Below are 17921 nucleotides of genomic sequence, written 5' to 3'. Positions count from 1 at the left end.
CCCTGCGACGAACGTAAGTAGTCACCAAGATCTAGACGGAGCCCGTTATGGCTTTCAGTAGTGGTAACAGCGGCGGCCCCATGGCCGACATCAACGTTACGCCCCTCGTGGACGTGATGCTGGTGCTGCTGATCATCTTCATCATCACGGCGCCCCTGATGTCCCACAAGGTCAAGGTGGATCTGCCGGAAGCCAACCTGATCCAGAAGCCGGAAGACGCTGAAAAGCGTTCCGGACCGATCACCCTGGCAGTCAAGGAAGACGGCTCGATCTACTGGAACGACGAAGAAATCAACAAGCAGACTCTCGAGTCGCGCTTGGCGACCGCCGCCCAGCAGACCCCGCAGCCGCCGCTGAACCTGCGTGGTGACCGCACCACCAAGATGCGCGTCATCAACGACCTGACCAAGGTCGCGCAGGAGCAGGGCATGCTGGACGTCGGCTTCGTCGCGACCAAAGAAAAGGGGCAATAAGCCATGGCATTCAGTAGTGGTGGTGGCAAGGGCCCCATGGCAGACATCAACGTCACGCCCCTTGTGGACGTGATGCTGGTTCTGCTGATCATCTTCATCGTGACCGCGCCGATCATGACGTACCCGATCGCCGTGGACCTGCCGCAGCGCGTGCTCAATCCACCGCCGCAGCTGGTCGAACCGCCGCCGCCGATCGAACTGAAGATCGACGCCAGCAACCAGGTCTCGTGGAACAACAGCCCGATCAATACCAGCGAGCTGCAGCAGCGGATGGAGCAGGAGGTCCAGCGTGACCCGACGAACCAGCCGGAACTGCGCATCGACGCCAGCCCGGATTCCGAGTACGACGTGATGGCCAAGGTTCTGGCCGCCGCGAAGAATGCTCAGATGAAGAAGATCGGTTTTGTGCAGCAGTAATCGCTACACCGCAACACAACAGTCATGACGCGACTGCAGACGCCCCTGGAAACAGGGGCGTTTTTTTTCATGCCGGATGGCCGGGGCCGCTATGATCGGCGGATGCTCGCCCTCTTCGACTCCCTGCGCCACTGGCTTGACGGCATCGCCCATCTCGGCACGATCCTGGCGGTGGCCTACCTGCTGTACCTGTTCGCGCTGGCAGGCTGGATCATGCTGCAGAAGCGCGAACCGGTGGCCACGCTGAGCTGGATCCTGTCACTGGCGTTGCTGCCCTACCTGGGTCTCTTCATCTACTACCTGCTGGGCCCGCAGAAGGTGAAGCGGCAGCGCCTGCGCCGTGGCCGCGCGCGGTCGGGCATGGAGCACTACAGCGACGTCTGCCCGCCCGATGCCGACTGCACCGAGCTGGCCAAGATCGCCCAGGCCACGACAGGGCTTGCGCCGAGCAGCGCCACCGAAGTGACCTGGCTGGTGGACGGCGCGGCGACCTACGCGGCGCTGCTTGAGGCCGTCGCGCAGGCACGCGACCACGTGCATCTGGAGTACTACATCTTCAACCCGGACCATGCCGGCACCGCCCTGCGTGACGCCCTGGTCGAGCGCGCACAGGCCGGCGTGCAGGTGCGCCTGCTGCTCGATGCCGTGGGCTCTTCCGCCCTGCCCCGCCGCTTCCTGCAGCCGCTGCTCGACGCCGGTGGTGAAGCGATCTGGTTCCACCCACGGCAGCTGCTGAAGCCCTTCAAGCGCCCCTGGTTGAACCTGCGCACCCACCGCAAGCTGGTGATCGTCGATGGCCGGCTGGCGTTTACCGGTGGCATCAACATCACCGACGACGAGGACGAAAGCCGCAAGTCGGACGCCTACCGCGACCTGCACATGCGCATCCGCGGCCATGTAGTGCGCAGCCTGCAGCTGGTATTTGCCGAGGACTGGCTCTACGCCAGCGGGCAGGATCCCTCGCGCATGGACATCGCCCGCCTGTGGCCAGCCGACATGCCGCTGCGCGGCGACGGTGCGATCAACGCCCAGGTGCTGGTATCCGGCCCGGACTCGGGCTGGGAAACCATCCACCGCCTGCACGTGGCAGCCATCCAGGAAGCACACGAGCGCGTGTGGCTGGTGACGCCCTACTTCGTGCCCGGCGAAGCGGCGCGGATGGCCCTGACTTCGGCCGCGCTGGGCGGCCTGGACGTGCGCCTGCTGGTGCCGAAGATGAGCGACTCCTGGTTCGTCACCCAGGCCGCACGCTCCTATTTCGACGAGCTGCTGCACGCCGGGGTAAAGATCTACGAGTACGGCCCACGCATGCTGCATACCAAGGCCTTCATCGCCGATGACGATGTCTGCATCGTCGGCAGCGCCAACTTCGACCACCGCAGCTTCCGGCTGAACTTCGAGCTGTCGATGATGATCAGCGACCGTGACCGCGTCGCCGCGCTGGCCGAACTGCTGCAGGGCGAATTCGACCGTTCCACGCGGGTGCACGACCAGGCCGGCCGCTCGTTGTGGCTGCACCGCCTGCCCGAGGCCTTCGCCCGGCTGGCCTCGCCGCTGCTCTGACGCAGCGCTACACTGCGGCGATCACCCGGGGAGCCCGACTATGTACTGGTTGTACCTGCTGCTGGCGCTGGGCTGCTTTGCCTTCGCCCTGAAGACGCCCAGCGCGGGGCTGATGAGCCTGTGCCTGCTGGCCGCCCTCGCCTTCCTGCTGGCCTGGGTGCGCGGCCGCTACGTGGCCCGCTTCGGCGACCTTCAGCGCGACCCCGCCACCCTGGTCGATGCCGAGGAGCTGCGCCGCCTGCGCGAGCAGGCCCAGGCCCGCCGCAACGAAGACGCCAACGATCACGATCCGTCCCCTCTTTCCAAGTAGTTCCGTTCCATGACCCAGCTCAGCGTCAACGTCAACAAGATCGCCGTCCTGCGCAATTCGCGCGGCGGTGCCGAACCGGACGTGGTGCGTGCCGCCCAGGCCTGCCTGGATGCCGGTGCGCATGGCATCACCGTGCACCCGCGGCCGGACCGCCGCCATATCACCGCCGAGGACGTGCTGGCGCTGTCCATGCTGACCCGCGTGCGGGGTGTCGAGTTCAACATCGAAGGCAACCCGTTCGCGCCACCGCGCGAGGGCTACCCAGGCCTGCTGCCGCTGTGCGAACAGACCCGCCCGGCGCAGGCCACCCTGGTGCCGGATGGCGATGGGCAGATCACGTCCGATCACGGTTTTGACTTCGAGCGCGATGCCGAGCGACTGCGCCCGCTGGTTGCGGAACTGAAAGCACTGGGCTGTCGCGTCAGCCTGTTTGTCGACGCGGGCAACCCACTGCTGGAGCAGGCGGCCGAAGTCGGCGCCGATCGCATCGAGCTGTATACCGGCCCCTATGCGGAAGCCCACGCGGCCGGCGATGCCGACGCGATGCTGGCGCTGTTCGCCACCGCCGCGCGCCGTGCGCAGGCAGTGGGACTGGGGGTCAACGCCGGCCATGACCTGTCGCAGGACAACCTGCGTGACTTCCTGGCCCACGTGCCGGAGGTGCTGGAGGTGTCGATCGGCCACGCGCTGATCGGCGAGGCGCTGTATGACGGACTGGATGCCACGGTGCGCGGTTATCTGGCGTTGCTTTGATGCATTGCAGCCGAGCGTCGGCTCGGCTCTACAAAGTCTCTGCATCAACTGTAGAGCCGAGCCCATGCTCGGCTCAGCACCGCCCTGAACCCTTCAGGCGACCGTCGCAGCCATTGAGACAGCCTTGGCGTACCTTGACGCAATGGGTATTGCGATCAAGGGCCGAGGTTCCACGTCCCACCTTGCCGGGCGCTTTGAAAGCACCGTCAGCGAGGCGGTGGACGACGGCTGGGCGGTCGACGAGAGCGATGAGTTCCTTGCCCCGCGCCTGCGCACCGAAGTGCGCGCCGAAACCGCGCGCAGCATCATCACCCGCAACAACTCGCCCGACGTCGGCTTCAGTCAATCGGTGAATCCCTATCGTGGCTGCGAGCACGGCTGCTCGTACTGCTTCGCGCGCCCCTCGCACGCCTATCTGAACCTGTCGCCGGGCCTGGACTTCGAGACCAAGCTGTTCGCCAAGACCAATGCGCCGCAGCTGCTGCGCAAGGAACTGTCGAAACCAGGCTATGTGCCGCAGCCGATCGCACTGGGCATCAACACCGATGCGTACCAGCCGATCGAACGCAAGTTCAAGCTCACCCGCCAGCTGATCGAAGTGATGCTGGAAACCAGGCATCCGTTCTCGCTGATCACCAAGAACGCACTGGTCGAGCGTGACATCGATCTGCTCGCACCGCTGGCGGCGGAGAACCTGGTCAGCGTGCATTTCTCGGTGACCTCGCTGGACCCGCATCTTTCCGCGAAGCTTGAGCCGCGCGCGTCGGCGCCGCATGCACGGCTGCGCGCGATGAAGCGCCTGCATGAAGCGGGCATTCCGGTGGGAGTGATGGTGGCGCCGGTGATCCCGTGGATCAACGACAGCGAACTGGAAGCCGTGCTGGAGGCCGCACATGATGCCGGCGCCAGCACAGCCGGTTACGTGCTGCTGCGCCTGCCGCTTGAAGTGGCGCCGTTGTTCCGCGACTGGCTGGATACGCACCATCCTGATCGCGCCGCGCATGTGATGAGCACCATCCAGCAGCTGCGTGGCGGCAAGGACTACGACAGTCAGTTCGGCACGCGCATGCGTGGCCAAGGCGTGTATGCCGATCTGTTGAACAACCGCTTCAAGCTGGCGCGAAAGCGTCTCGGCTTCAATGCGCAGAACAGCCATTGGCCGAAGCTGGATTGCAGCCGGTTCCTGAAGCCGCTGCCGCCGAAGAAAGAGTCACCGCAGGGCAGTTTGTTCTGACGCCATTGTCGGCATGAGTTGACCAACACAGATCAAGAAGGCACAGAAGATTCGCACCGTGTGCGTTGCACATCGGCGGCACACCGACCTAGAATATTTACAAACGTGAATTCCCGGTGACTGAATGACTCGGTCTCGGATGAGGAGCTACAAAAGCGCATGATGCACTTTGCTACACGGAACATTCTGAAGTCCCCACTCCTTCTGCTGCCATTCCTTTCGTTGCCCATGACCCCGGCGACTGCAGCAAGCACTGAGGGAACCGTATACGTCACCAAGAAGCGGCTGCCTGGAACTGGCGGTGGTGGCGTGGGTGGCTTTGGATTCGGTGGTGGTAGTGAAATCCATCTGTCCGAAGCACAGATGGATAACGGTGGTGGTGGTGGCGCAATCCCCACGGAAACCGCCAAGGAGCAGCCGACCGACGACAAGGAGAAGGACTGCAATGGCCGCAAGGGCAATCCTGTCGTGCTCTACAGCGGCAACAAGGTCGAGCCGGAACTCGATTTCGCCAGCCAGGGCGAAATGGGCTTGTTCCTGCAGCGCAACTACAATCATTACTGGAGCGCGACCGGCCTGTTCGGCAATCACTGGCTGAGCAACTTCGACTATTCGCTCGCGTTCACCGATGCAAACCAGCTGGCGTGGGTACAACGGCCCGACGGTCGCCGCATCAAGTATCTCAAGGATCCAGCCAGCGGGCGCTGGTACGAGGACAAGGCCCAGCCCATCGCGTATCTCGCCGCGAACGGAGACGGCACGTTCACGCTTCGAAACGAAAACAACGGGACGGAAATCTACAACGCCGAGGGCTACATCACCCGGCTCAGCAATGAGCAAGGTGTGAGCTGGACGTTCTCCTATACCGATCGCTACCTGCAGAAGGTCACCCACTCCTCGGGACGCAGTATCAGCTTTGGCTGGACCAATGGACAGGTCTCCCAGGTGACCGACCCGGCCGGCAACATCTACCGCTACACCTATACCCCCAACGTGTTCGGGAACGGGCGTGGCCGGCTCGCCAGTGCGACGCTACCAGGCACACCTGCAACGACGATCAGCTACCACTACGAAGATGCCCGCTTCCCGGGTGCCCTGACCGGCAAGTCCTTTGACGGCGTGCGCTATTCCACGTTTGCCTACGACGCGGAGCGGCGCGCCATCAGCACCGAGCACAATGGCGGCATCGAACGATTCCGCTTCAGCTACGCCGTGCGCAGCACCGAACCGGTGCTTCCGCCCCCCGCCCCGGCTCGACCGGGCGGTGTCCGCGCCGACGAAGAGCGTGGATGGTGCGAACAGCGCCCCGGAGGCTCACGCATCTGCTACCAGCCGCGCTCGCTGCCTGTCGATTCGCTGCCGATGGAGAGCGCTCTCGGCATGACCGCCGCCGCTGCGCCGAGCCTTACGCGGCCCGTCGATATCGATGTCACTGTGATCAACCCTCTTGGCCGCAGCACCACCTACACGTTCAAGGACGGAAAGATGGTGTCGACCAAGGGTGATCCGTCGCCGAACTGCCCTGCCAGCTACAAGGAGCAGAGCTACGACGCCAATGGGTACCCTGATCTGGTCCATGATTTCCAGGACAATCTGACCAACTTCGACTACAGCGCACAGGGCTACCTGCTGAAGCGGGTGGAAGCGGTCGGCAGCACGGCCGAACGTACGACGTTGCAGGAGTGGGATACCGCGCGTAACCGGCTGCTCAAGACAACGGTGGTGGGTGATCTTGAAGTCGCCTACACCTATGACGATCGCGGAAACGTGGCCAGCGTGACTGAGCGCAATCTGACGGCACGTGGGGTGCCCAGCCAGACGCGGGTAACCCGCACCACCTATAGCTATCACGCCAATGGATTGAAGGCCTCGATCAAAATCGATGGCCCGCTTCCGCAGGATGACGTCACCTCGACCTTCAACAACCAGGGCGATCTGACCAGCACCACCAACGCTCTCGGTCATACGATCAGCTATTCCAACTTCAACGGCTTGGGATTGCCGGGACGTATCGTCAATGCGAACGGTGGTGTGCGGGAGCTGACGTATGACGGTCGTGGCCGCGTTGTGTCCGACAGAACCAGCTCGGGAACCGGCTGGGCGACCACAGCCATTGGCTACACCTCCGCAGGCGACATCGCCTCGCTCACCCAGCCCGATGGCGTGACGGTACGCTACGGCTACGATGCAGGACGCCGCCTGACGCATGAAGTCCGCTCGCTGGGAGACGGTACGTGGGCGTGGACCCGTCATAGCTACAACAACGCTTCCAACCGCACGCGTACCGAGGTTTCACAGACCGACTATCCGATCGATACGGCAGTCAAGGGAATGATTGACGAAATCACCCATGACGGGCAGTGGAACTGGTTCGCTCGAGGCTGGGCCTGCTCCACCGGATCGGCCGGATCCATCCAGGTGGATGGCTACGCCGAAGGCAACGTCTACCTGGGAAGCACCCAGGCAAACCTCGCCAGCGAGCCAGGGGTTGCTGCCGCCTGCCAAGCCTCAGGCAATGGCTATAGATACCAGCTGCCGATATCGCTGGCCCAGAGGCAGCAGCTGGGTGGCCGCAAGTTCTCCATCTACGGTGTATCTCCGAAGGGAGCACAGCACAACCAAGCGCTGGGCAACTCCGGCAACTTCGCCATTCCCACGGCAACGATCATCGGAGACGTCGCAGGGGTTACGAACGACGCGAACTGGAACTTCTCCGTACAAGGATGGGCATGCTCCGTGGGCGTCAACGCGGCCACCACCGTACACATCTATGCGGGAGGGCCGGCAGGCGCTGGTACGTATCTTGGGAGCGTTACCGGCACGCTGGTTCCGAACGACGACGTAAAGGCCGCATGCCAATCGCAAGGGGCGTATTGGTTTGGCTTCACGTTGGATTCCAATATGCGCAACGCACATGGCGGAAAGCCCATCTACGTCCACGGCATCTCGCCCTCGGGCCAGGCTCATCTGCTGCTCAATCGATCAGGAGCCTTCACCATACCTGCCGTCGTCCGAAATGCGGAACTGGTCAGCGCATCGGCATCACCCCGCCAGATATTCAATGGTGGCTCGTCGAATCTGACGTTCCAGTTCCGAAATACCGGCAACGTCGTGTGGAATCCTGGTGACACCTATCTGGCATTCGGAATTCTTCAGCTCAATGAAAGCATGGGCCTAGCTGGACCGGTGCCTCCTGGAGCAGTTGCAACCTTCAGCAGAAGCGTTGGTCCGAAGAACACCGGCAATGGCAACGTCACCTTCATCTACAAGGCGCAGATGGCCTCTGGCGGTACTGCGTGGGGCCCGGAGGGGAGGGCGACATTGTCTGTAGAGAACAACAAGGGAAGCTGTGGTCGCGTCACGTGCGAACGGCCTCGGTAAGAAAGGACTATCCATATGCCAGCACTGACGCTTGCCCTGATCGGGCTGAACGCTGTTGTCTCCGTCAATACATATGAGTACGACGAGCTGGGTCGCGTGATTGTCGAGCGCGGAAACGGCGTACAGAACGTGCGTTATGCCTATGACGCGGAGGGACGCGTCACCCAGGTCACCGACTCGCAGAATCGGGTTACCCGCATGAGCTACGACGCTCGCGGTCGCTTGATCCAATCAATCGATGCTGCTGGAGGGAAGACGCAGATTGCGTACGATCATGCAGATCGTCCAATCCGAGTGAGCGATCCCCGCAATCTGGTCACCACCTATGAGTTTGATGGCTTCGGCCAGATGTGGAAGCAGGTGAGCCCGGATACGGGAACGACACAGCACCAGTACGACGCTGCAGGTCTACGGACATCGACGACCAGATCGGACGGAAGCGTTGTTTCCTTCGACTATGACGGCCTGGGTCGCATGACCTCTGCGAGTGCGGAGGACCGGACGTTGGGCTACAGCTACGACTGGTGTGGCAATGGTAAAGGACTGTTGTGCGGCACCTCGGGGCCGGGAACAGCAACACATTTTGCCTACACCGCGAATGGATCGCTGCAGATACGCCGCGACTTCACAGATCTGTCTGGTCAGAAGACGGATTACAGTACGACGTATGGCTACGACGGCATCAATCGCCTGAGCGAGATCACCTATCCCAATGGTGACAAGGCAACCTACTCCTATGGTTCCCACGGAAAACCAAGCGCGTTGGTGGCAACCGTAGACGGCACGCAGCGTTCGATCATTTCCCAGGCAAGCTGGAAGGCCACGGGAGCGCGCGGGTGGCTGGCTTATGGCAATGGCCTCGGCCGGGGCTATAACCACGATCCGGAGGGACGGCTGACGGCAATGTCGGTCTGGGGACCCAACAGCAGCAAGCTCAGCTATTGGGACTACCAGTACAGTGGTGATGGAGAAATCATCGCCATCGTCGATGCTGTCGACCCGAACATGACGCAGATGATCGGGTACGACTCACTGAGCCGACTGACCCAGCTGACTCGGTTTGGCGTCACCAACAATCTTTCCTACGACGCCGGCGGCAATCACGACCGCTATCAGGCCGGTAGTCAGCTGACCCAGTACAGCATCGACCCGGGGAGCAACCGGGTGCTGAACTACACCAATCAGGACGGCAGCCGCCAGTACCAATACGACGCATTGGGAAATCGTATCAGCGAGACTGCGGGTAGCCGGATCAGTACCTACGAATACGATGCCTTCAATCGCATGAGCCGAAGCAACATCGGAGGAGTAGCGACCGACTACGTGCTGAATGCGCAGGGACAGCGCGTTGCCAAGATCAACCAGAGCACCAACAGCCGCTACTTCTACGCTGGCCAGAACCAGCTCATGACTGAGCTCAACAACGGTGTGTGGACCAATTACTTCTGGTTCGATGGAGAGCTGGTGGGCTTGGCGCGAAGCGGGCAGCACAATTACGTGCATACCGATCATTTGGGACGCCCTGAGTTCGTCACCAGCCCAAGCCAGCAGACCGTCTGGAAGGCGTACAACTACGCCTATGGACGCAGCGTCCAGAAGGATGAGATTGGCGGGTTGAACATTGGCTTTCCGGGCCAGTACTACGACGCGGAAAGCGGCCTCTGGTACAACGGCTTCCGCGACTATGACGCGAGTATTGGCCGCTACGTGCAGAGTGATCCGATTGGATTGGCAGGGGGAACCAACACCTACGCATATGTTGGTGGCAATCCCATGAGCAATGTCGATCCTCTGGGGCTTATCGCATATGCATGCACCAAATCAGGAAACAATGTTGGCATCGCTTTGCCAATCAATTTCCAGAATGGAAGCAATGCTCAGGCGGCTGCGATGGCCAGTGCAATCGAAAAGGCATGGACTGGGAGATTCGGGAAATACCAGGTCACGACGGTTGTCATGCAAATGGACAAGTACGATCCTGTCAGAACCAATGCCGTGTCGATTCGCCAGGGCGATCATGAGTCTTGGGTAAATCGGGTGTGGATGAATGAGGGCGTATGGTATCTGCCTGGACAGTGGGGCGCAGCCACCTTCGCTCATGAAGCAGGGCATCTGATGGGATTGCCTGACTACGGAACCGGAATCATGGGCAGGGTGATTAACATGAACTCCGTCAATGAAAAAAACATAGAAGACGTATTGAAGGCGGGCAATGAGGCAATTATCAAAGGGTGTGGGTGCAAATAGGACCGCCATACTGTGCAGTTTAGTCGCTTATATGATGCTGGGCTGCCACGCTAAGGAGCTGGCCCCCATAAGTAAGCGATTCAACGTATGCGCAGAGGCTCAATCTGGCATGCGCTTTCAATCCGACGCTCCTGGGCCTGACTTTGAAACCGGGGTGTTCGTAGACGGTAAGCGCCGTATTGACGTACTGATTGGTGGACATCCCGGCTTCACAATCGGCGAGCGCCGCCGTGGAGAGTACGCCAAAGGCGAGTTCACGCTGATTGCAGTGCACGATGGACCAGAAGGTCAGAGTGCGCTGTTCGCGATGGCAACTGGACAGCCCCAGGGGCCACTTTTTGTTCGCCTAACGACGAATGGCAGTGCGCAAAGGCCCAACGAGTTCAGAGATGGATTTATTAGGAAGTGCCGGTCAGATGGGAACAATCAACATTAGGCGCTGCCAATTCCCCATATCTCTATACAGAGTGGAGCACAGCATCAGGCTACTGAGGGAGTAGCCATGCAGTGCCGGAGACGAATGCGGGCTGGGACGATGTGTCCTCGATTCGAAAGGCTGCTTCGAATCGAGGACACATCATTCGATCTACAGTGCACATGTCGATGCAAGGAAATCTTGGTCGAGAAGGCCAAGTGTATGGCAAGGCTGGGTCTCCAATTCCTGGCTATCCCTTGTCTCTCCCAATAGTCGGGTGAATCAGTCTACGCCCAGCGACTTTTCCGCGTTCTGGACATTTTGAGGTTGGAAATCAAATTCCTGAGGTTTCATTTACGGCTGGACGAAGCTGAATTTTCCTCCAGAAGTGAGGGCGCAAGGTGTGGCTCCCGTCCAAGGATCTCTCAGCAGGAGCATTGTTTCCATGGATCGGTCGGCTGTGGATGAGGCCAGCGTAAGAGAGCTGATTTCGATGTTTCGACACCATGGAATAGACATGCGCAAGTTGCACGAGCTAGAGACGAAAGAGTTCAGCATCATGGATGCGAAGCATATCCGCCTACTGGTTCAAGTCGGTGTTTCCGGATCCATGAGCGCATGAAATGAAGATCATCTACTGGCTGGGCATCGCGTTCCTGTGGATGCTCCCATTGAACTTTCTTCTACTGACGGCAGCTAAATTGCTGTCAGCGGATCCGCTAGGCAGCGAAGAGCTGGTCGGCCTCGGCACTGCCGTATTTGGTGGGGCAGCGGGGGGATCCTGTATCGCCGTCGTCCTCACAAGCGCCCAGCTCCGTCGAGCATCAATGATCCGGTGCTCGGGGCAAAGACGACTGAAGCCTTGCGGGATTCAAGTAGCGACGAACAACGACAGTCGGGGAATAGGCCTTGAAAAAGGTACCGTTGCGCCATCTGCTCCTGTGCACTGTCATTGCGGCCCTGATAGGCGGTACCTATCTTTCAATGTTTGGATCCTTCGGAGGTGGCGATTGGACCGGAAAGCCAACAGAATCAGAACTGCGCGCTGCTACCGAGACCTTTGAACTTCCTTCAGGGAGCCATCCCACGAACGTTAGGTTCTTACCGAAGGTCACGTTCCTGGGGGCCGTCTTCGACGCCGAACTCGAATCTGATCCAGAGCAGATCGCCGCTTTCTTCATCAAACAAGCCGCAGAGAAGCGGTGGCGACTGCAGAAAGACAAACGGCAGCGCCATTACAGATTGATGGTCTTCTGCGAGGATCGCCTGGCGCGCTCGGTAGAGCTGACGACAAGAGGCAGTACGGTGAAGCTCTCTGGAGGAACCTACTGGGACTCGGACAGGGGCGGCGACTACTACTGCTCTCCTGAGGCCCGGTAAACCACCGACGGCATAACGAACTTGCCTGGATATCGGCCCCAATCGGGAGGAGTACGATGACCTCACCCTCCCCCAAACAACTTCTGCGCGCTCTGGAACAGGATCCAACTCGTCGCGATGAACTTGTCCCCACCCTGCGGCCTGTTACCGCGATGGGTATGGGTAAACGCCGTCGGCGCAATCAGCAGGCTGCCGGTGCGCGGCGCGATCTTCCGCCCCTGGAACAGGAACTCGGTCTCGCCCTCTTCAAATTCGTCGTTGAGGTACAGCGTCCACAGCACGTGCCGGTGCAGGGTCTCGGCCTGTGCGTCCTTCGGGTACAGCTCGCAGTGCCAGTAGGGGTAACCACCCTCGCCCGCCGCATACCACTGCAGGTTGATGGCGCCGGGGCGCAGGCAGGTCCGCGCAAGATCCGCCAGTTGCTGTGGCGGCATGTCGGGGAAGTCCTCGGCAGACAGGCGTCGCGGTTGGCCGTTGCTGTCCTGGATCTGCAACATCAGCGGGGCGATCAACGCCTGTGGATAACGGCGTAGATAAGTCAGCAGGCCGTTGAACACCGCAAGCTGCAGCTGTTGATCGACATCCTGCCAGCCGTCCAGGCCACTGATGCGCAGATCCTTGCTGTGCTTGAGTTCCGGGAACACGCCACTGCCCACGGCACCGGGCTGCAGGCCACGCGTGGCGCGCAGGCGTTCAACGATGGCCGCGCAGACCTCGCTGGGGACGGCGTTGTGGATGACTTCAATGAAATCGACCGGGCCCTGCTCGTGCATGCGTGCATTCCTTAGGCGGCAACGGCTTGATGGTGCCGTTTGCCGCCCTCGGTGTCACCCCACGGTCATGTCATCGTTCTGCCATGACCGCTGTCAGGCGATAGGCCGTCAGCCCTGTGCGTTGTCGTGTGCGTGGTGGTAGCGCACGGCTTCGGCCACTTCCTCGCGCGAGCCGAGGAACACCGGTACGCGCTGGTGCAGCTGGTCGGGCTGGATGTCGAGGATGCGCTCGCGGCCGGTCCAGGCGGCGCCGCCGGCCTGTTCCACCAGCAGGCCCATCGGGTTGGCTTCGTACATCAGGCGCAGCTTGCCGGCCTTGGACGGATCCTTCTTGTCCCACGGGTAGATGAAGATGCCGCCGCGGGTCAGGATGCGGTGCACGTCGGCCACCATGCTGGCGATCCAGCGCATGTTGAAGTTCTTGCCGCGCGTGCCTTCCTTGCCCGCCAGCAGATCACCGACATAGGCCTGCATCGGTGCTTCCCAGTGGCGCTGGTTGGACATGTTGATCGCGAACTCCTGGGTCGCCGGCGGAATCTGCATGTTCTCGGTGGTCAGCACGAACTCGCCCTTCTCACGGTCCAGGGTGAAGGCGTGGGTGCCATGGCCGACGGTCAGCACCAGCTGGGTGCTGGGCCCGTAGATGCAGTAGCCGGCGGCGATCTGCTTGCTGCCCGGCTGCAGGAAGGCGTCGTCGCCCGGCAGTTCGACATTGGTCGGGCAGCGCAGCACCGAGAAGATGGTGCCGACGGAGACGTTGACGTCGATGTTGGAGCTGCCGTCGAGGGGATCGAACAGCAGCAGGAAATCACCGCGCGGGTAGATGTCCGGCACCGGCTGGCTGTGGTCCATTTCTTCCGAGGCGCAGGCGGCAAGGTGGCCACCCCACGCGTTGGCTTCAAGCAGGATCTCGTTGCTGATCACGTCCAGCTTTTTCTGCGCTTCGCCCTGCACGTTGCCGGTACCGGCATCGCCCAGCACGCCACCGAGGGCGCCCTTGCTGACGGCGATGGAGATGCTGGTGCAGGCGCGGGCGACGACCGCGATCAGCTGGCGCAGGTCGGCGTTGATGCGGCCGGCGTGCTGTTCCTGGATCAGGAAGCGGGTCAACGAAGTACGGGACATGAGTGGGCAGGTCTCGGCAGCGGGAAAACGCCTATTGTCGCCCGTATGGCGGGGGCGTGCGTGAGCGCGGGAAGGCGTAATCGTTTCCAGATGCGTTGCGCTCGTGGCGCCTTCCTTTTGTCGAGGCTCGTGGGAGGGGGAGGCGATGCAGGACACGCTGCAAGTACGTCCATGTAAGCTCGATGGCGCCTTGCTCGTGTGCGCTGTCCTGCGCACACGGCAAGACCGGGGTGGGGCGTCCTGCCCAACCCGCCCGAGGCATGCCTCGGGCCCATGGCGCCAACGGTCCTGCAGCGCCTCCCCCTCCCACGCGCTTCAGGGTTCGCCGCGAGCGCGGTGGGGATGGCAAAGGCAAGAGCAAAAGCAAAAAACAAAGGCGCCTTTCGGCGCCTTTGTCTTCAAGCTACTGGAGTGTTGCTTCAGCCCTTGGCGACGGTGGCCACGGCCTTGGCGACGTATTCCAGGTTGTTCTGGTTCAGCGCGGCCACGCAGATGCGGCCGGTGCCGACGGCGTAGATGCCGAACTCGTCGCGCAGACGCTCGACCTGCTCGCGGCTCAGGCCGGAGTAGGAGAACATGCCGGCCTGCTCGTTGATGAAGCCGAACTGTGGTGCACCTGCAGCGGCCAGCTTCTCGACCAGGCCCTGGCGCAGGGCATGGATGCGCTCGCGCATCTCGGTCAGCTCCTGCTCCCACATCGCACGCAGTTCCGGGTTGGTCAGCACGCCGGCCACCAGCGCAGCACCGTGGGTGGACGGGCTGGAATAGATGGTGCGGATCACGCGCTTGACCTGCGACTGCACGGCCTTGGCGTCAGCGGCGGTCGGCGCCACCATCGACAGCGCACCCACGCGCTCGCCATACAGCGAGAACGACTTGGAGTACGAGTTGGCGACGATGAAGCTGTCGATGCCGGCTTCGGCGATGATGCGCACGGCGGCGCCGTCCTGCTCGATGCCCTTGTCGAAGCCCTGGTAGGCCATGTCGATGAAGGGGAACAGCTGCTTGTCCTTCAGCAGCTGCGCGACCTGCTTCCACTGGGTGACCGTGAGGTCGGCGCCGGTGGGGTTGTGGCAGCAGGCGTGCAGCAGCACCACGGTGCCGGCGTCCAGCTTGCCCAGGTCGGCCAGCATGCCGTCGAAATCGACGCCATGGGTGCTCGGGTCGAAGTAGGTGTAATCCAGCACGTCGAAACCAGCGGCGCTGAATACCGCACGGTGGTTTTCCCAGCTCGGGTTGCTCAGCGCAACGGTGGCGTGCGGCAGCAGCTTCTTCAGCACGTCGGCGCCGACGCGCAGCGCACCGCTGCCACCAACGGTCTGCGCGGTGGTGACGCGGCCAGCGGCCAGCAGCGGCGAATCCTTGCCGAACACCAGCTCACGCGTGGCCTGCGTGTACGCCGGCAGGCCATCGATCGGCAGGTAGCCGCGCGGTTTGGCTTCAGCGGCGAGCTGCTGCTCGATCTGCTTGACGGCGCGCAGCAGCGGAATGCGGCCGCTCTCGTCGTAGTAGATGCCCACACCCAGGTTGACCTTGGTCGGGCGGCTGTCGGCGTTGTACGCCTCGGTCAGGCCCAGGATCGGGTCGCCTGGGACCAGTTCCACGTTTGCAAAGAAGGACACGGCGGTACTCGTTCGGTAGACGGAAAGGGGGAGGAAGTGCGCTACGCGGTCTGCGGCTTTTCAGCCGGAAACAGCCCATCGTAACAAAGCCTGCCGGGGCTGGCCGCCGCCATCGTCATCCGCGGCCCCGTACCATGGCGTGCGTTGCCGCCCGATCCATCAACCTGAATCATGAATCCCGCCGCACGACGCCATTGCCTGCCGCTGTCCGCCCTGCTGCTGTCGCCCTGGGCGGCGGTGGCCGAGCCTGCGCCCACCGCCCTGCCTGCGGTGCAGGTACAGGCCGCCCGGGTGCCGGGCATCGATCCGTTCGCGCTGCCGGCCAGCCAGGACACGGTCTGGATCGACGCCAGCCGCGCGGGCACCGGCGCGCAGCTGTCTGAGGCCTTGGCTGGGGTCCCCGGACTGCTGGCACGTGACCGGCAGAACTTTGCCCAGGACACGCAGCTGTCGATCCGTGGCTTCGGCGCACGCTCGACCTTTGGCGTGCGCGGGGTGCGGGTGCTGATCGACGGGGTGCCCGCGACCATGCCCGATGGCCAGGGCCAGCTGTCGCATGCCAGCCTGTTGGGCGCCGAACGCATCGAGGTGCTGCGCGGGCCGTTCTCGGCGCTGTACGGCAATTCCTCCGGCGGCGTGCTGCAGGTCTGGAGCGCGCAGGGCCAGGCCGGCGACCCGTGGCGGCTGCGCCTCAACGCCGGGGCTGACAACACACTCAGTGTCGGCGCGCAGCTGAAGGGTGCCGGCCACGGGCTGGACTACAACATCGCCGCCAGTCATTTCCGCACCGATGGCTGGCGCGACCACAGCCGCGCGCGCCGTGAATCGCTCAACGCACGCATCGGTGGTGAGCTGGGCGGCGGGCGGTTGGAGCTGCTGCTCAACGCGCTTGACGCCCCCGATGCGCAGGATCCGCTGGGCCTGACCCGTACCCAGGTGGCGGCGGATCCGCGCCAGGCCACGGCGGTGGCGCACCAGTACAACACGCGAAAATCGGTGCGCCAGCAGCAGGCCGGCCTACGCTGGACGCGGGAGACCGGGGCACAGCGCTGGCAATTGATGGGCTATGCCGGCCAGCGCGCGGTACGCCAGTACCTGCCGATTCCGCCGGCACCCCAGAACAACAGCCCGCTGCATGCCGGCGGCGTGATCGATCTGGAGGGCGGCTACGGCGGGCTGGACGCGCGCTGGGGCTGGCACGGCGATCTGGCGGGTCGACCGCTGGATCTGGTGGCCGGGCTCAGCGCCGACCGCCAGCGCCAGCACCGCACCGGCTACGAGAACTTCATCGGCAGCGCCCTGGGCGTGCGGGGGCGCCTGCGTCGTGACCAGATCGACACCGTGCAGAACGTGGACCAGTTCGCCCAGGCCTGGTGGCAATGGAGCCCGCGCTGGTCGTTGCTGGCCGGCCTGCGCCACAGCACCGTGCGCTTCGACTCGGATGATCGCTACATCACCGTCGGCAACCCGGATGACAGTGGTCGCCGCCGCTACCAGGCGACCACGCCGGTGGCCGGGATCAGCTTCGAGGCCAGCCCGCAGTGGCGCCTGCACGCGGCGGTGGGACGTGGCTTCGAAACCCCTACCTTCAACGAACTGGGTTATCGCGCCGACGGCCAGGCGGGATTGGCGCTGGATCTGGCGACGGCGCTCAGCCGCAGCCTGGAGATTGGCAGCAAGTGGCACGCACAGGATGGCACCCAGCTCGATATCAGCCTGTTCCGTGCAGGTACCGACGATGAGCTGGCCGTTGCCAGCAATATTGGTGGGCGCAGCACCTATCGCAACATCGGCCGAACCCGCCGTCAGGGTGTGGAACTGCAGTATCGACAGCCGCTGGCCGAGCAACTGGAACTGCAGCTGGCGTGGACCTGGCTGCAGGCGCAGGTGCGCTCGCCGTACGTGACCTCGAACAGCGTGGTTGCTGCGGGCAGCCGCCTGCCCGGTGTGCCACGCCAGCAGGCCTTCGCCCGGCTGCAGTGGAGCCCCGCCGACTGGCAGTGGGCGCTGGAGGCTTCTGCCAGCAGCGATACCGTGGTCAACGACCTGGCCACCGAGCGCGCGCCGGGCTATGCGTTGCTGAACCTGGAAGCCGGCCGTCGCTGGACCCTGCCGGGTGGCGAGCTGCGCGCCTTCGCCCGGCTGGACAACGTGCTGGACCAGGCCTACATCGGCTCGGTGATCGTCAATGACGGCAATGGCCGCTTCTACGAACCGGGCCCGGGACG

At 62.8% G+C, this 17921-nt stretch carries 13 protein-coding genes; 10 read left to right on the top strand and 3 right to left on the bottom strand.

All coding sequences use genetic code 11. The features are described from left to right. Positions 1-47 precede the first annotated feature (47 nt). The 9 genes from N5J73_RS08485 (at position 48) to N5J73_RS08445 (ending at position 12173) form a co-directional block, all read left to right on the top strand. Complete coding sequence (locus N5J73_RS08485) at positions 48-473, top strand: biopolymer transporter ExbD (protein ID WP_005411739.1); 426 nt, start codon at positions 48-50, stop codon at positions 471-473. Positions 474-476: 3 nt separating this feature from the next. Then, positions 477-890 carry a biopolymer transporter ExbD gene (locus N5J73_RS08480; protein WP_005411740.1) on the top strand — a complete coding sequence of 138 codons (414 nt, stop codon included), beginning with the start codon at positions 477-479 and terminating at the stop codon, positions 888-890. Positions 891-992: 102 nt separating this feature from the next. Beyond that, a complete protein-coding gene (gene cls / locus N5J73_RS08475; RefSeq protein WP_049447454.1) occupies positions 993-2453 on the top strand; it encodes a cardiolipin synthase in 1461 nt (486 codons plus the stop codon). A 40-nt stretch (positions 2454-2493) separates the two neighbouring features. After that, positions 2494-2763, top strand: a complete 270-nt coding sequence (locus tag N5J73_RS08470) for a hypothetical protein (RefSeq protein ID WP_049447425.1) — start codon at positions 2494-2496, stop codon at positions 2761-2763. Positions 2764-2772: 9 nt separating this feature from the next. Further along, the gene (locus N5J73_RS08465) at positions 2773-3516 is read left to right on the top strand and encodes a pyridoxine 5'-phosphate synthase (RefSeq protein ID WP_049447426.1); all 744 of its coding nucleotides are present in this window, start codon (positions 2773-2775) and stop codon (positions 3514-3516) included. Between the two features lie 142 nt (positions 3517-3658). Continuing rightward, positions 3659-4750: a PA0069 family radical SAM protein gene (locus N5J73_RS08460; protein WP_164078620.1), complete on the top strand. Its 1092-nt coding sequence runs from the start codon at positions 3659-3661 to the stop codon at positions 4748-4750. 159 nt (positions 4751-4909) lie between these two features. Then, on the top strand, positions 4910-8131 hold the full coding sequence (locus N5J73_RS08455; RefSeq protein WP_049447451.1) for a DUF6531 domain-containing protein: 3222 nt from the start codon (positions 4910-4912) through the stop codon (positions 8129-8131). 15 nt (positions 8132-8146) lie between these two features. Then, positions 8147-10378, top strand: a complete 2232-nt coding sequence (locus N5J73_RS08450; RefSeq protein WP_049447452.1) for an RHS repeat-associated core domain-containing protein — start codon at positions 8147-8149, stop codon at positions 10376-10378. 1324 nt (positions 10379-11702) lie between these two features. Next, on the top strand, positions 11703-12173 hold the full coding sequence (locus N5J73_RS08445) for a hypothetical protein (protein ID WP_239508869.1): 471 nt from the start codon (positions 11703-11705) through the stop codon (positions 12171-12173). Between the two features lie 62 nt (positions 12174-12235). On the opposite strand, the gene N5J73_RS08440 is transcribed toward N5J73_RS08445, so the two are convergent. The 3 genes from N5J73_RS08440 to N5J73_RS08430 form a co-directional block, all read right to left on the bottom strand. Beyond that, positions 12236-12946, bottom strand: coding sequence for a 2OG-Fe(II) oxygenase (locus N5J73_RS08440; protein ID WP_049447453.1), 711 nt, complete (start codon positions 12944-12946; stop codon positions 12236-12238). 108 nt (positions 12947-13054) lie between these two features. Next, complete coding sequence (locus tag N5J73_RS08435) at positions 13055-14071, bottom strand: class 1 fructose-bisphosphatase (RefSeq protein ID WP_024958797.1); 1017 nt, start codon at positions 14069-14071, stop codon at positions 13055-13057. Positions 14072-14490: 419 nt separating this feature from the next. Beyond that, positions 14491-15693, bottom strand: coding sequence for an amino acid aminotransferase (locus N5J73_RS08430; RefSeq protein ID WP_005411770.1), 1203 nt, complete (start codon positions 15691-15693; stop codon positions 14491-14493). A 171-nt stretch (positions 15694-15864) separates the two neighbouring features. On the opposite strand from N5J73_RS08430, the gene N5J73_RS08425 reads away from it, so the two are divergent. Beyond that, positions 15865-17921 (top strand): TonB-dependent receptor (locus N5J73_RS08425; protein ID WP_279940804.1); only part of this gene is annotated, 2057 nt, incomplete at its 3' end.

It is taken from the genome of Stenotrophomonas sp. GD03654, from assembly GCF_029845105.1.
Classification (GTDB): domain Bacteria; phylum Pseudomonadota; class Gammaproteobacteria; order Xanthomonadales; family Xanthomonadaceae; genus Stenotrophomonas; species Stenotrophomonas africana.
This window is presented reverse-complemented; position numbering and strand designations above follow the sequence as displayed.